Genomic DNA, 14156 nt, shown 5'->3' with positions numbered 1-14156 from the left:
CGCGAGACCCCGTCGGCGCGGCTGTAACGTGCATACCGCGTTACAGCGGCTTGCGGAGCTTTGCTGGCGCAAAATATGAAAACGGCCGGGCAGGAACAGATCCTGACCGACCGTTTCAAACCCGAATATGGATCATGAAGCGGAGCCGCACAGCTCCCGAATCGCCGCCTCCGCCGTCTCCTTCGCCTGCCGGATGCAGTCCGGCAGCCCGATGCCGTCGAACGCCGCGCCGGCGGTCCAGACGCCCGGCAGCGCCTCGGCGAGCTTCCGCTTGAAATCGCGCATCGCCTCGACATGGCCGACCGGATATTGCGGCATGGAACGATGGAGCCGCGTAACCTCCGTCATCACCGGCGCAGCCGTCACCCCGATCAGTTCCTCCAGATCGTGCCGCACAAGCCGGATGAGCTGATCGTCCGGCAGCGAAACCGCGTCCTCGTCGCCCGAGCGGCCGATATAGCAGCGCAGCAGCACCTTGTCCGGCGGGCTCGTATGGAGCCACTTCGTCGACGTCCAAGTGCACGCCGTAATCTGCCGGCCTTCCGTGCGCGGCACAAGGAAGCCGGAACCGGCGAACTCGCGGCCGAAGGACGCCTTGTCGAAGGCCAGCACGACATTGGCGACGGACGCGTACCGGACGGCGCGGAGCATGCCGCAGTCGACATGATCCCGAAGCAGCGCCTCCGCTTCATACGCCGGAGCCGTCACGACGACGGCGTCGGCTTGCAGTTCTTCCCCGTCGTCGAGCACGACCGCATAGCGGTGGTCCGGCTCGTCCGATGCCCCGGCGGCGCCTTTCCTTAGCGCCGTTGCTTTCCGTCCGCGCCGCCATTCGGCCCCGGACAGCTCCCGCTCCAGCGCTTCGACGAGCGTCGCCAGGCCGCGGCGGAAATTCAGGAACGGCGCCCCCTTGTACCGGGCAAGAATCGCATCCGCCGGCGTCTGCGCCGCCTGCCCGGCCTGCCCCGCCGCTCCGCCGGCGCCGGCAGCCGGGGCCGGGCGCCGCCGCATGGCGCGGCGCATGCCGAGGATCAGGCTGCCGTGCTTCAGCTCCGCCTCGCGGAACTGCGGGAACGTCGCCCGCAGACTGAGCTTGTCCAGCTCCCCCGCGTAGATGCCGGCCAGAAGCGGCTCGGCAATCCGCTCGACAACTTCGCGTCCGAGCCGCCGCGTCAGGAAATCGCCGATTGACTCGTCGTCATTTCCTTTCCGCGCGGGCAGGACGAAGTCGAGTCCGGCGCGCAGCTTGCCCGCCGGCGACAGGAGGCCGGTCTTCAGCATCGGCGCGATCTCGGTCGGAATGCCGAGCATGAGGCCGTCCGGCATCGGATGCAGCTTGCCGCGGAAGACGATGAACGACTTCTTGCCCGACGGATTGATCGGCACGAGCTCCTCTTCAATGCCGAGATCGACGGCCAAATCGAGGATCGCCTTCTTGCGGGCGAGGAACGAATCCGGCCCCTTCTCGATGACGAAGCCGTCCTTCCGCAGCGTCTCGATCTTTCCGCCGAGCCGCTCCGACGCCTCCGCGATCGCCACGCGGACGGGCAATCCGGCGGCTTCGGCCGACCTGCGCAAATAGTAAGCGGCGGCGAGCCCGGTGATCCCGCCGCCGACAACGACGATCGTTTTCGGCTCTGCTGCTGCCGCCATCGGGTTACCCCCGCTTTCCGACAGGCAGTCCGGCGGCAGCCTCCGCCGCCAATTCGGCGAGCGTCTCCATGTAGAGCGGATCATCGTTCAGCATGTCGATCCGCTCGAACCGGATGCCCCGCTCCGCCGCGAACTGCTTCGCTTCAATATCCAGATCGTACAGCACTTCCAGATGGTCGCTGACGAAGCCGATCGGCGCCGACAGCACCGCCTTTACGCCTTCCTTCGCCAGACGATCCAGCATGTCGAGGATGTCCGGACCGAGCCACGGCTCGTTCGTCCGGCCCGCGCTCTGCCAGGTGAATTCCCAGTCCGCCACGCCAGCCGCTTCCGCCGCGGCGCGGGACGTCGCAAGGAGCTGATCCACATACGGATCGCCCATCGAAAGAATCCGCTCCGGCAGGCTGTGCGCGCTGAACAGCACTTTCACGCGGCGCTGCTCTTCCGGACCGCCGAACCGTGCAAGGGCGCTCCGCAGCCGGACGGCGATCGCTTCGATGAGCTTCGGATGGAGATGATACGACTCGACGAACGCCATCTGAATGCCTTCGGCTTCGGCCGCCTCTCTCGCCCGCTTGATGTACGATCCGACGCTCATGACCGAATAGTGCGGAGCCAGCACGATGCCGACCGCTTCGCGGATGCCGTCCGCCGCCATCGCCTTCACGCCGTCCTCAATGAACGGCTCCGCATGCTTCAGCCCTTGATAAACCTTGTACGCGCCGGGATGTTCCCGGTCGAGCTGCGCCTGCACGCCCGCCGCCTGGCGATCCGTATTCTCCCGAAGCGGGAAGACGCCGCCGACAATCGCTTCGTAGCGGGCGGTCAGCTCGGCGAGCTGCTCCGGCGTCGGCGGATGTCCCCGCCGGATATGGGTGTAATACGCTTCGATGTGATCCATCGACTTCGGCGTGCCGTATGACATGACCAGCACGCCGACCGGACGATTCGTCATGCTCGTTCTGCCTCCTTCGCTGCCGGACCGTTCTGCAATTGCCGCGCCGAATAACGGTGAATGAATTCCGTAAGCGCCGCGATCTTGTCCAGCGAAGCCTCCGGGAACAGGCCGTGTCCGAGATTGAACACGAAGCCCGGCTGCTCAAGCCCTTGGTCGATAATGTCCGCCGCCTGCTCTTCGATGACCGCCATCGGACCGGTCAGCACGGCCGGATCGAGGTTGCCCTGCACGGCGTATCCGCCGCCCAGCCGCCTGCGCCCTTCGCGGATCGGGACGCGCCAGTCGAGGCCGATGACGTCAGCCTTGATGCCCTTGAGCGACGGCAGCAGCTCGCCGGAACTGACGCCGGGAAAATAAATCTTCGGAATGTCCAGATCGGCCAGCTCGTCGAAAATCCGCCGGATCACCGGCAGCACGCAGCGCTCGAAATCGCGCGGCGATAGCGCCCCGACCCAGCTGTCGAACAGTTGGAACGCCTTGCCGCCCGCTGCGGCATGCGCGCGGGCGTACGTGACGACCATGTCGCCGAGCTTGTCCATCAGCGATTGCCATAGCTCGGGTTCGCCGTACATGAGCGACTTCGTGCGGAGATAGCGGCGCGACGGCCGCCCTTCGATCAGATAGCTGGCGATCGTAAAAGGCGCTCCCGCGAAGGTGATGAGCGGCACATCCAGCTCCCGGTCGAGGATGCGGATCGTCTCGAGAATATGCGGGAGATCGCCTTCCACGTCGATCGGTCTGAGCCGCTCGATGTCCCGCTTCGTGCGGATCGGCTCTTCGACGACGGGACCGACGTTCGGCACAATATCGAATTTGACGCCGAGCGGCATGACGGGATTCATGATGTCCGAATACAGGATCGCCGCGTCCACCCCGAGCTTCCGCACCGGCATCATTGTCACTTCGGCGGCCAGTTCGGGATTGCGGCAAATGTCCAGCAGCGAATACTTTTCCTTGATCTTCCGGTATTCCGGATCGTAACGCCCGGCCTGCCGCATGTACCAGACGGGCACGCGGTCCGTCCGTTCGCCGCGGCAGGCCCGGATGAAACGGTCGTTGTAACTCATCGCTGTTCTCCGTTCCGTTGGCTTTTCCTCTCATTATGCCCGTTTCATCCCGGCGCAACAACCGGCCCGGCAGCGTTTTCGATGACAATTCGATGACATTTCGCCCGGGACTTCAGGCCGTCTCCGCCGCCGGCGCCGCAGGCTTCCGCTGCATCGCGCGCCACTTCAGGACGACCCAGAGCTGGGCGGCGATATAGATCGACGAATACATGCCGAACGCCATGCCGAGCGTCATCGCCAGCGAGAACAGGCGGATCGATTCACCGCCGAACAGCAAGAGAAGCAGCGACGCCACAAGCACCTGCAATCCCGTGTTGATCGAGCGGACGAGCGTCTGCGACATGCTCACGTTCACGAGCCGGCACAGATCGTCGAACGTGCGCAGTTTCGCGAACCGCATGTTCTCGCGGATCCGGTCGAAGACGACGATCGTGTCGTTGATCGAGTAACCGATAATCGTCAGGATGGCCGCGATGAACGTCAGGTTGACTTCCAGCCTGAACAGTGAAAATACGGTCACAACAAGGAACGCGTCGTGCAGCAGCGCGACGATGCCGGCCACCGCGAACCGCCATTCGAAGCGCAACATGATGAGCAGGATGATGCCGACGCTGGCGACGAGGATCGAGATAATCGCCCGGATGCCCAGCTCCTGCGCGATGACCGGGTCGACCGTGTTCTCCTCCGCCGACACCTGATCGCCGAAGCGGTCGCGAAACGCGGTCAGCACCTGGTTCGCTTCGCCCTTCTCGGCATCCAGCACCCGGTCGAACCGGATCGAGACGCGCTCGCCTCCTCCGCCGACGACGACCGACTCCGGCTTGAAACCGGCATCCTGAAGCACCGATTCCGCTTCGGCCTGCGTCACCGCCTTGCCGACGGCGATATCCATGCTCGTGCCCGCCTTGAAGTCAACGCCGTAGTTGAAGCCGAACGCAAGCAGCGACACGATGCCGGCAATCGTCAGCGCCGACGAGATGGAGAAGAAGATTTTCCGGTGCTTGACGAAGTCGAAGATGCGATAGTAATGCTCGTCATCAAACGATTTTTTCTCGGAGAGCGGACGAATGTCCTTCTCTTTGACATTGAAGAAACCGGGTTTCGAGAACACGCCGCTCCGCACGAGCAGGTTCAGCATGAAGCGCGAGAACGCGACGTTCGTCACCATGCTGAACACGTTGCTCAGGATGAGCATGAGGGCGAAGCCCTGAATGGCCCCGGTGCCGACGAAATAGAGCACGGCGCCGGCGAGCGTCGTCGTCAGGTTCGCGTCAACAATCGTCCGGAGCGAGTTGCGCGAGCCGGACTTGAGCGCCGACAGCAGCGACTTGCCGGAGCGCATTTCTTCTCGGATCCGCTCCGCCGTAATGATGTTCGCGTCGACGGCCATGCCGACGCCGAGCACGAACGCCGCGATGCCGGGCAGCGTCAGCGTCGCATGCATCCAGTAATAGATGAGCAGGATGCCCCAGTTGTACACGATGAGCGTGACGCTGGCGATGACGCCGGGCAGCCGGTAGACGACCATCATGAACAGCAGGATGAAGATCGTCGCAAGGATGCCGGCGTAGACCGTCTGCTCGAGCGATTGCTTGCCGAGCGTCGCCCCGACGGACTGCGTGTACTTCTCCGTCAGTTTGAGCGGCAGCGCGCCCAGATTGATGATCTCGGCCAGTTCCCTCGCTTCTTCAAGTGAATAGCTGCCGGAAATCGTCGCCTTGCCGTCCGTCAGCACGGCCTGGACGATCGGAGACGATATCAGCTGGTCGTCCAGGTAAATGGACAGCGGCTGGCCGAGGAGCCGTTTCGAGACGTCGGCAAGCCTGTCCTTCTGTTTCACTTCAACCAGAATGATCGGCCGGTTCAGTTCATCGTAAGCGACCTTGGCGGCGCCTTCCTTGAAGTCGCTGCCGTCCAGTTCGATCTTGCCGTCCGGACCGCGGAACGTCAGTTCGGCCGGCTTCTTCATGATCTCGCGCACAGTCGCCTCGTCGGACACGCCGGCGATGCGCGCGCGGATCCGGTTGGATCCTTCGGGCACAATTTCCGGTTCCGCCACGCCGTACTGGTCGGCCCGCTTCATCAGGCTCTTCGCCGTCTGGCGCAGCGCCTCCTTCGTCACCACGCCGCCCTCATTGAGCGGCTCCGCTTCATACAAAATTTCAAAGCCGCCTTGCAGATCAAGGCCCAGCTTGATGCCTTTGAGCACGGTCGGCGATGTGATCCCCACCACCACGAGGGAGATCAGTATGGTCAAAATCAATCCGAGAAAACGGCTCTTGTTCATCGGTCAGGTCGTTCCTCCATCTTATCGCATGGAATCTGTAAGGTTCTTTCCGATCGGGTCATGACGAGTATTGCCCGGCGGATGAACCGTCCACGTAATTCGTCGCAAATTTCAGCGGCGCGAGCAGGCCGAGCCGAAGATCGACGATCTTCGGCTCATCGGGCTTCACCGGCGACCCGGAATCGGTCTGCCGGACATGCGCTCTTCCGCCGTCCGGGCGGAGCGCCGCGGCGCCCGGTCCGTCCTGCGCCGGCGCCGGCGTCTGCCTGACGGACGGGCCCAGCTTGTCCCGCGCGGCGTCAGTCCAGACGTCCGCCCCGGACGCATCCGCTTCGCGCGCATCCGCAGGGGGCCCCGGCATGGCGCCCGCGTACAGCAGCAATCCCGCCGCAAACGAGACGACAAGCCGGACGCCCGCTGCACGCTTCGTTTCCATGCCGTTCCCTCCTCGAAATGCAAATCATCTCGTTTTACTGTACCTGATCTTCGCCGGCGAATCAATCCGCCATGAAAACGTTGAAAACGGCAAGTTTACAAAATCTTCATTTCACCATGATCTCCGCTTGACCTTGCCGTCTTACGCTTGTCTCGCAAGATCGCAAAAACCACCGTGCAAGGAGCGTGTCCACATGAACGACAAGCCCATCGACCGCAGAACGTTTCTGTCCTATCTCGGAACGGGGGCGGCAGCGCTGGCTGCGGCATCCGCCGGTCTCGGCAGCCTGGAAGGCAAAGCGTCGGCTGCGACGGGAACGGCGGACCATCTGTTCGGCTTCAAGACGAACCGCGTCACCGGGTTCTTCGAACCGATCTCGCCGTCGAAGGAAGACGAGCTGATCCTGCCGCCGGGCTACCGCTACGACGTCGTGGCCGCCATGGACGATGTCATCAACGCGGCCGGCGAGCGGTTCGGAGACGGGGCGGACTACAACGCGTTTTTCCCGATCGACGGGTCGAATGAGCACGGCCTGCTCGTCACGAACCATGAATACACCAGCATTTTCAGCATCGGACCGGTGAAGGATGGCAAAATGACGCCGGAGCAGGTGAAGAAAAACCTGCAATACCTCGGCATGTCCGTCATCGAAGTACGGCGCGGGTCGGACGGCGCATGGAGAATGGACACGACCTCCCGCTATGCGCGGCGCATCGACGGCTTCACGAGCTTCGAACTGACCGGTCCGGCCGCAGGCACTTCCGCAGTCGGCGGCGCGCGGACGGTGCAGGGGACGTTCGCGAACTGCTCCGGCGGCGTGACGCTCTGGAACACCGTCCTGTCGTGCGAGGAGAACTTCGAAGATACGGCGAAAGCGTCGAACCTGCCGCTCGAACATTACGGCTGGGTCGTCGAGATCGATCCGTTCGACGCGTCGTACCGGAAGAAACATACGGCGCTCGGCCGCTTCAATCACGAGAATACGGCGATGGGGCTGGCGAACGACGGGCGCGTCGTCGTCTACATGGGGGATGACAAGAAGGACGCCTGCGTATACAAGTTCATCAGCAAGGGCAAATACAATCCCGCGCTCGGCCGCCGCAACTCCGCCCTGCTCGAAGACGGGACGCTCTATGTCGCCAACCTGAAGTCCGGCAAATGGGTGCCGGTGACGATCGAGAACGTGCGCAAGGCGCTCGAAGGCAAGCCGGAAGAACTGAAAAAATGGAACCACCAGGGCGACGTCGTGACGAACTGCCACGAAGCGGCGCGGCTCGTCGGCGGCACGCCGACCGACCGGCCGGAAGACATCGAGATTTCTCCGTTCGACAACACCGTTTTCATCTGCCATACGAACAACGACTCACACGGGAACATTCACGGCCATATCACGCGCATTTTCGAGGCGGACAATGACCTCGGCGCGCTGGAGTTCGACTTTGAAATATTCGCGGCGGGCGGCCGGCAGTCCGGTTTCAGCTCCCCCGACAATCTCGCCTTCGATTCGAACGGCAATCTGTGGGTCGTGACGGACATTTCGAGCAGCAGCCAGAACAAAGGGGTGCACAAGACGTTCATGAACAACGGCCTGTTCGTCATCCCGACCCACGGCCCGTCGAAGGGCGTCGCGCTGCAGTTCGCTTCCGGCCCGGTGGAATGCGAGCTGACCGGACCGTTCTTCACACCGGACGAGCGGACGCTGTTCCTCTCGGTCCAGCATCCGGGCGAAGAGACGAAAGACCTTGCCAATCCGACGAGCCGCTGGCCGCACCGTCCCGGCGATGGGAAGGCGCGCGCGGGCGTCGTGGCGATCACCGGGTTCCGCTTCGGCGGATGATTCCGACATGAAGGAGTTGACGATCCATGCCCTTCGGCAACATCGGCGTCGGCGGCCTGATCCTGATTCTGATCATCGCGCTCATCATTTTCGGGCCGTCGAAGCTGCCCGAGCTCGGCCGCGCGTTCGGCCGGACACTCAGCGAGTTCAAGCGTGCGACCCGCGGACTTGTCGGCGGCGGGACGGACGAGGAGGATGCCAGGGATGCGGAAGCACCCGGCGGGAAGCCGTCTGCACCGCGGCATGCGCCGGCTGCCGCGGCCGGCATGACGGATGCGCGGGACGGGTCGGCGGCAAGTGCGGCGGCTGAGTCCTCCGGCGCATCGGATGCGAAAGCCGGCAGCGCGTCTCCCGCAGAAGCGGCGCCCGCCGTCCGCGGTGGGGCGCAATGAGCGGGCGGCAGGACCCGAACAGCATGAGCGTCATCGGCCATCTCGGCGAGCTGCGAACCCGGCTGATCCGCACGCTGCTGTCGTTCCTCGCCTCGATGGCGGCCGCCTTCCTCTATGTGCGGGACCTATATGACTGGCTCGTCCGCGGATTGGACGACAAACTCGTCGTGCTCGGCCCGTCGGACGTGCTGTGGGTTTACCTGCTGCTCTCCGGCGTCGCCGCGCTCACCGTCACCATGCCGGTGGCGGCCTGGCATGCGTGGCGGTTCGTCAGCCCGGCGCTGGGAGGCCGGGTGCGCCGCCGGACGGCCTTCTATATCCCGGCGCTGGCGCTGCTCTTCCTCGCCGGGCTCGCCTTCGGGTATTTCGTGCTCTTCCCGGTGATGCTCGACTTCATGAACCGGATGGCGGCGGAGCAGTTCGAAACGTTATACACGGCCCAGAAATATTTCACCTTCATGATCCATATGACCGTGCCGTTCGGTTTCCTGTTCGAACTGCCCGCCGCCCTACTGTTCCTTACCCGGATCGGCGTGCTGAATCCGGCGCGGCTCGCCAGGATGCGGAAATCCGCCTATTTCATCCTCGTCATCGTCGCCGTCAGCATTACGCCGCCCGACATCGTGTCGGATATCATCGTGATCGTGCCGCTGCTGCTGCTCTACGAGGTCAGCGTCGCGCTCTCGAAAGCGGCTTCCCGCCGGGCGGAGCCGGCCGGAGCCCGGTGACGGGCCGTCATCCGGCCGTCCGGCCGCGCGGTTTTTGTCGCGCCTTCCGCCGCCTGACTCCGCCGAATGTGGTATAGTTAAGGATGTGAAAGGCGGCGGAATCATGCCACAGTGGAAAATCAATCTCATCGTACTTTGGTTCGGACAATTTCTCACCCTGGCCGGCATGACGATGATCATGCCGTTCCTGTCGCTCTATCTCCAGTCCGACTTCGGTCTGCGCGACGAGCATGAGATCGCCGAATGGACCGGCATCATCTTTGCGGGCAACTTCGTCACGGCGTTCCTGTTCCAGCCGATCTGGGGCCGGCTCGCCGACCGGCACGGCCGCAAAGTGATGCTGCTGCGCTCCGGCTTCGGCATGGCGACGGTTACGGTGCTCATGGGATTCGCGACCGAGCCCTGGCATCTGCTGGCGCTGCGGCTGCTCAACGGAACGATCTCGGGGTTCAATCCGGCGGCCGTCGCGCTTGTCTCGGCGACGACGCCGAAGGAGAAAATGGGGTTCGCGATGGGGGTCATCCAGTCCGGCCTGATCGCCGGCACGGTAATGGGGCCGCTCATGGGCGGCGCGTTCGCGGATCAGTTCGGTTTCCGTCCGATCTTCTACATTACGGGCGGACTCTTGTTCTGCGCGTCGCTGCTGGCGCTCTTCCTCGTGCGCGAGAAGTTCGATCGGGAGAAAGCGGCGGCCGCGCCGCAAATCTCGGTCTTGCAGGGCTGGAAAGCGCTGCGCGGCATCCGTCCGCTCATGGTGCTGCTCAGCGTCACCTTCCTGATCCAGTTCTCGCTCATGAACACGCAGTCGCTCATTCCGCTGTTCGTGCAGGAACTGCACGGCACGGCGAACCTCGCGTTCTGGTCCGGGACGGTCGGCGCGGTGACCGGCATCTCGAACATGCTGGCAGCGCCGCTGCTCGGCAGGCTGAGCGACCGGATCGGCGCCCACCGCGTGCTCGGGTTCTCGCTTGCCGGCGCCGGTATCATGTTCATCCCGCAGGCGTTCGTCGGCGCGGTATGGCAGCTGCTGGCCGCCCGCTTCCTGCTCGGCCTGTTCCTCGGCGGGCTTGTGCCGAGCGTGAACGCCCTCATCCGGAGGCATACGCCGGAAGGGATGGAGAGCCGGGCCTACAGCTTCAACAGCAGCATGCTCAGCCTCGGCAACATGGCCGGCCCGGTGTTCGGCGGGCTGACGAGCAGCCTGCTCGGCATCAAAGGGCTGTTCCTGCTGTCGGCCGTACTCCTGATGCTCAACTCGGCGCTCGTCGCTCACACTTCCTTCACGAAAGCGACGGCAAGACCGTCGTAGCCCGGCAGCATCGTCGCGACAAGGCGCGGGTCATGGGCCAGCCGGTCATTGAACGTCCGCATGGCGGCGACGGACGGCCCCTGCGCTCCGGGATCGCCCACCCTTCCGCGGAGCAGCACATTGTCCGCCGTGATGACCGCGCCCGGCCGCGCCAGCCGGATGGCCCATTCCAGATAGTCGGGATACCGTCCCTTGTCCGCATCGATGAAAAAGAAATCGAACCGCCGGCCTTCCCCTGCCAGCTCCTCAAGCGACTGAAGCGCATCGCCGATCCGGTACTCCACGCGATCGCCCAGCCCCGCGGCTTCCACGTGGGACCGGGCGATCGCCGCGTATTCGGGCTTGATCTCGAGCGAAGTCAGCTTGCCGCCTTCCTTGAGGCCGCGGGCGATGCAAATGCCGCTCACCCCGCCGAGCGCCCCGATCTCCAGCGCATCCCGGGCGCCGGACGCTCCGGCGAGAATGGTCAGCAGCCGGCCGTACCCCGGCGCGACCGAGATTTCCGGCATGCCCGCCTCCCGGATGCCTTTCGCCGCGCGCTCCAGATCCGGATCGGCGCCGAACAGCCGGTTCACATAGTCTTCCGCATTCCACATTTGGGGTTCCTCCTTCGCATTCAAGTCCCCTGACCCTTGTCTAATCCGCATGCAATCGCCCATAATGGATTGTATCGCTGTCCGGTCCGATACGGAAGCGAAGTTTAAGCAACGAAGAGGCGAAAGAATTCACGTGTCTGCAACCATGATCAACTTGCTTCGGCTGCTGCGGGATCGGGCGCCGCGCTTGCTGCCGGCCGTCCTTCGATCCGGCCTGCCGCTGTTCGTTCCGGCGATGCTGGTGAAGCTTGTGCTGTTCAACAATTGGATCGATGTTCAGTATATGGAGATGGATGCCGCCGACGCCGTCATCGCGGCCGGCACGCTCCTGCTGCTGTCCGGCTGGACGCTGCTGCTGCCGGTTCGGGCCCGGCTCGTGTCGCTCGCCGCGCTGAACATCCTCTTGACGCTGATTTTGTATGCCGATCTGCTTTATTTTCGCTATTTCCAGGATCTGATCTCCGTGCCGGTGCTGCTCCAGGCGCGGCAGGTCGGCTCGCTCGGCGGCAGCATCGCGGCTTTGCTCGAACCGAATGACGCGCTTCTCTTCCTCGATTGGCCGGTCGCCGCCCTGCTGCCGTGGCTTAAGCTTGCGCGCAAGCGCGGCAAACGCGCGGGCACGCGCCGCGCCGTCCGCGCGGCCGTCTGCGCGGCCGTCTGCGCCGCCGGCTTCCTGATGACCGCCTTGCCGATCCACGAGGCCAGAACCGGCTGGGCCAAGGGACTGTTCGGCGCCGACTGGTGGAACGTGTCGATCTACAATGTGGTCGGGCTGTACGGGTTTCACGCCTATGACGCTTACCAGTATATGAAGCGCCAGTACGCCAGCATGCCGCTCGCCGCGGAAGCGGAAGCCGAATCGGCCGATTGGTTCGCCCAGCGCGGCAAGGCCAGGGAGGCGTTGTCCCGCGATGACCGCTACGGCGCGTACAGCGGCAAGAACGTCATCATGATCCAGGTCGAAGCGCTGCAGTCCTTCGTCATCGGCCGGGAATGGAACGGGCAGCCGGTCACGCCGCGGCTGAACGAGCTTCTCGGGGAGAGCGTCTATTTCGAACGGTTCTACCACCAGACGGCGCAAGGCCGGACCTCGGATGCCGAATTCGCGGCGCAATGTTCCCTGCATCCGCTGGCCTCGGGGTCCGTCTACATCCGCCATGCCAACCGGGCCTATGACTGTCTGCCCGGCATGCTGAAAGAAGCGGGCTATGCGACGGCCGCGTTCCACGCGTATGACGGCGGCTTCTGGAACCGGAACGTCATGTACGACCGGATCGGTTTCGACGCGTTCTACAGCAAGAAACATTTTGTGCTGGACGAGCCGCTCGGCTGGTCGCTCGGCGACCGGTCGTTCCTGCGTCAATCCGCCGAGCGGATCGAACGGCTGAAACAGCCGTTCTACGCTTTTCTCGTGACGCTCTCCAGCCATCATCCCTACGCCCTGCCCGCGTCCGCCGGCTCGTTCGACGCCGGCGAATTCGAGGGCACGATATTCGGCGATTATCTGGCCGCCGTCCATTACGCCGACGCGGCGCTCGGCGAATTTGTCGACCGGTTGAAAGCGAGCGGCCTGTGGGACGATTCGATCGTCGTCATTTACGGCGACCACGACAATTCGATTGCGGAATGGCCGCAGTACGAGCAGTTTCTCGGCCGGCCGCTCAAGCCGGCCGAACGGCTTCTGCTGATGCGCGAAGTTCCGCTCATCCTCCATCTGCCGGACGGCGCCATGGGCGGCGAAGTCCGGTCCGAGCCGGGCGGTCAGCTCGATATCGCGCCGACGATTCTCCATCTGCTCGGCATGGACACCGGCTCGCGGGTCATGGCCGGTTTGCCGCTGCTTGCCGACCGGGAACATAACGCATCCGCCGGCGAACGCCTCATCGTCTTCCGCAACGGCTCGTTCACGGACGGACAGCTCTATTACACCGCCCGTCCCCCGGAGGAAGGCGGCGGTCTCTGTTACGACGCGCAGACCGGAGATCCGCTTCCCGGATCGCGCTGCGAAGCCGCGAAATCCGCGGCGGAGGAAGAGATCATCGCTTCCGCGCGCGTCGTGGAACACGGTCTGATCGACAAATGGCGCCATGCGGAAGCCGCAAGTACAAAGGCGAAGACCGCCGATCGGTTCGGCTGATCTTCGCCTTTTCTCCTTACGGTTTGATGAATGCCTTTGCTTTCGCAACCGCTTCGTCTTCGGTCGGCGCGGTGACGTACCTTCCATTGACGTAGATGAACGCTTTCCGGGAGCAGGGGCCGCAGTAGTTTTTGCACCCGACCCTGATGTCGGCATCGGGCGCCAGCTTCTTCAGCTTCGGCAGCAGCGTCTTCACCCGGATATATCTGCACTTGTCGCAGATGCGGATATCGTTGGCCATGACTTATGCTTCCGCTTCTTCCCGTCCCTGCCGGCTAGTGATCGCCGTGGCTGCCCTTGGACGGATTCGTTATCTGGAACCCTTCCTGCGGCAGGTAGAAATAGTCGATCCTCACGCCGTCCAGGAACGGCTCGTTCTTGTCCAGAATGACGTCGATCCCCTTGTCGGTCGTCACCACGACATCCGAGTCGGTCGGCGTATCGAGCGCCAGGCCGTAATGCGCGTGATCGCCATGGCGGTGCGTCACGTAGACGCGAAGCTTCTTGCCCTCGTGCTCCGGCTTGTTCAGCTCGGCAAGCAATACCTTGGCGGCATTGCGGGAAATTTTGCATTTCATCCGTGATCCGTCCCTTCGCTGCGGTGCGGCCGTTTCCAGACGGAAGCCGCCGGGCTGTCCGGCCGCGCTTCATTCTATTGTAATGAACCGGCCCGCGAAGTTCAACCGGAAGTTCAACGGATTGTCGTTGTTCTGTGATAATGTCACGGTATAACTGTTCTGAGATAATGTCACTATG

12 protein-coding genes and 1 pseudogene are annotated in these 14156 nt (G+C 63.6%); 5 read left to right on the top strand and 8 right to left on the bottom strand.

Features of this window, described 5'->3' with window-relative positions; all coding sequences use genetic code 11:
• Positions 1–132: 132 nt before the first annotated feature.
• The 5 genes from hemG to KJQ12_RS11330 form a co-directional block, all read right to left on the bottom strand.
• A complete protein-coding gene (gene hemG / locus KJQ12_RS11350) occupies positions 133–1653 on the bottom strand; it encodes a protoporphyrinogen oxidase (protein ID WP_213484758.1) in 1521 nt (506 codons plus the stop codon).
• A gap of 4 nt (positions 1654–1657) precedes the next feature.
• Positions 1658–2608 carry a ferrochelatase gene (gene hemH / locus KJQ12_RS11345; protein WP_213484757.1) on the bottom strand — a complete coding sequence of 317 codons (951 nt, stop codon included), beginning with the start codon at positions 2606–2608 and terminating at the stop codon, positions 1658–1660.
• On the bottom strand, positions 2605–3678 hold the full coding sequence (gene hemE, locus KJQ12_RS11340; protein WP_213484756.1) for a uroporphyrinogen decarboxylase: 1074 nt from the start codon (positions 3676–3678) through the stop codon (positions 2605–2607). The genes hemH and hemE overlap by 4 nt, the downstream gene beginning before the upstream one ends.
• 112 nt (positions 3679–3790) lie before the next feature.
• Entirely contained in the window at positions 3791–5965 is a 2175-nt protein-coding gene (gene secD, locus KJQ12_RS11335) for a protein translocase subunit SecD (RefSeq protein ID WP_213484755.1), read from the bottom strand.
• A 58-nt stretch (positions 5966–6023) separates the two neighbouring features.
• Positions 6024–6401, bottom strand: coding sequence for a hypothetical protein (locus KJQ12_RS11330; RefSeq protein WP_213484754.1), 378 nt, complete (start codon positions 6399–6401; stop codon positions 6024–6026).
• A 193-nt stretch (positions 6402–6594) separates the two neighbouring features.
• On the opposite strand from KJQ12_RS11330, the gene KJQ12_RS11325 reads away from it, so the two are divergent.
• From KJQ12_RS11325 to KJQ12_RS11310, 4 genes and pseudogenes are all read left to right on the top strand, one after another.
• Complete coding sequence (locus tag KJQ12_RS11325) at positions 6595–8238, top strand: PhoX family protein (protein ID WP_213484753.1); 1644 nt, start codon at positions 6595–6597, stop codon at positions 8236–8238.
• A 26-nt stretch (positions 8239–8264) separates the two neighbouring features.
• Positions 8265–8432 (top strand): annotated as a pseudogene (gene tatA / locus KJQ12_RS11320) (twin-arginine translocase TatA/TatE family subunit); the annotation flags it as partial.
• 194 nt (positions 8433–8626) lie between these two features.
• Positions 8627–9358, top strand: coding sequence for a twin-arginine translocase subunit TatC (tatC, locus tag KJQ12_RS11315; RefSeq protein WP_015254307.1), 732 nt, complete (start codon positions 8627–8629; stop codon positions 9356–9358).
• 103 nt (positions 9359–9461) lie between these two features.
• Positions 9462–10667 carry an MFS transporter gene (locus KJQ12_RS11310; RefSeq protein WP_213484752.1) on the top strand — a complete coding sequence of 402 codons (1206 nt, stop codon included), beginning with the start codon at positions 9462–9464 and terminating at the stop codon, positions 10665–10667.
• Here KJQ12_RS11310 and KJQ12_RS11305 read toward each other — a convergent pair.
• Entirely contained in the window at positions 10628–11263 is a 636-nt protein-coding gene (locus KJQ12_RS11305) for an O-methyltransferase (RefSeq protein WP_213484751.1), read from the bottom strand. The genes KJQ12_RS11310 and KJQ12_RS11305 overlap by 40 nt on opposite strands.
• A 133-nt stretch (positions 11264–11396) precedes the next feature.
• Here KJQ12_RS11305 and KJQ12_RS11300 point away from each other — a divergent pair, with 133 nt between their 5' ends.
• The gene (locus tag KJQ12_RS11300; protein ID WP_213484750.1) at positions 11397–13400 is read left to right on the top strand and encodes an LTA synthase family protein; all 2004 of its coding nucleotides are present in this window, start codon (positions 11397–11399) and stop codon (positions 13398–13400) included.
• A gap of 16 nt (positions 13401–13416) precedes the next feature.
• Here the strand turns inward: KJQ12_RS11300 and KJQ12_RS11295 are convergent, their stop codons facing one another.
• Both KJQ12_RS11295 and KJQ12_RS11290 read right to left on the bottom strand, forming a co-directional pair.
• Entirely contained in the window at positions 13417–13641 is a 225-nt protein-coding gene (locus tag KJQ12_RS11295; RefSeq protein WP_213484749.1) for a YuzB family protein, read from the bottom strand.
• 34 nt (positions 13642–13675) lie between these two features.
• Positions 13676–13978 carry a heme biosynthesis protein HemY gene (locus tag KJQ12_RS11290; protein ID WP_015254302.1) on the bottom strand — a complete coding sequence of 101 codons (303 nt, stop codon included), beginning with the start codon at positions 13976–13978 and terminating at the stop codon, positions 13676–13678.
• Positions 13979–14156 lie beyond the last annotated feature (178 nt).

The sequence above is a fragment of the Thermobacillus xylanilyticus genome (genome assembly GCF_907165215.1).
Classification (GTDB): domain Bacteria; phylum Bacillota; class Bacilli; order Paenibacillales; family Paenibacillaceae; genus Thermobacillus; species Thermobacillus xylanilyticus.
Note: the sequence above shows the minus strand (reverse complement) of the source record. Positions and strands in the feature narration are given on the sequence as shown.

Excerpts from the sequence above, each read along its gene's own strand:
- hemG (WP_213484758.1), bottom strand. The coding sequence starts at position 1,653 with ATGGCGGCAGCAGCAGAGCCGAAAACGATCGTCGTTGTCGGCGGCGGG.
- hemH (WP_213484757.1), bottom strand. The coding sequence starts at position 2,608 with ATGACGAATCGTCCGGTCGGCGTGCTGGTCATGTCATACGGCACGCCG.
- hemE (WP_213484756.1), bottom strand. The coding sequence starts at position 3,678 with ATGAGTTACAACGACCGTTTCATCCGGGCCTGCCGCGGCGAACGGACG.
- secD (WP_213484755.1), bottom strand. The coding sequence starts at position 5,965 with ATGAACAAGAGCCGTTTTCTCGGATTGATTTTGACCATACTGATCTCC.
- KJQ12_RS11330 (WP_213484754.1), bottom strand. The coding sequence starts at position 6,401 with ATGGAAACGAAGCGTGCAGCGGGCGTCCGGCTTGTCGTCTCGTTTGCG.
- KJQ12_RS11325 (WP_213484753.1), top strand. The coding sequence starts at position 6,595 with ATGAACGACAAGCCCATCGACCGCAGAACGTTTCTGTCCTATCTCGGA.
- tatC (WP_015254307.1), top strand. The coding sequence starts at position 8,627 with ATGAGCGGGCGGCAGGACCCGAACAGCATGAGCGTCATCGGCCATCTC.
- KJQ12_RS11310 (WP_213484752.1), top strand. The coding sequence starts at position 9,462 with ATGCCACAGTGGAAAATCAATCTCATCGTACTTTGGTTCGGACAATTT.
- KJQ12_RS11305 (WP_213484751.1), bottom strand. The coding sequence starts at position 11,263 with ATGTGGAATGCGGAAGACTATGTGAACCGGCTGTTCGGCGCCGATCCG.
- KJQ12_RS11295 (WP_213484749.1), bottom strand. The coding sequence starts at position 13,641 with ATGGCCAACGATATCCGCATCTGCGACAAGTGCAGATATATCCGGGTG.
- KJQ12_RS11290 (WP_015254302.1), bottom strand. The coding sequence starts at position 13,978 with ATGAAATGCAAAATTTCCCGCAATGCCGCCAAGGTATTGCTTGCCGAG.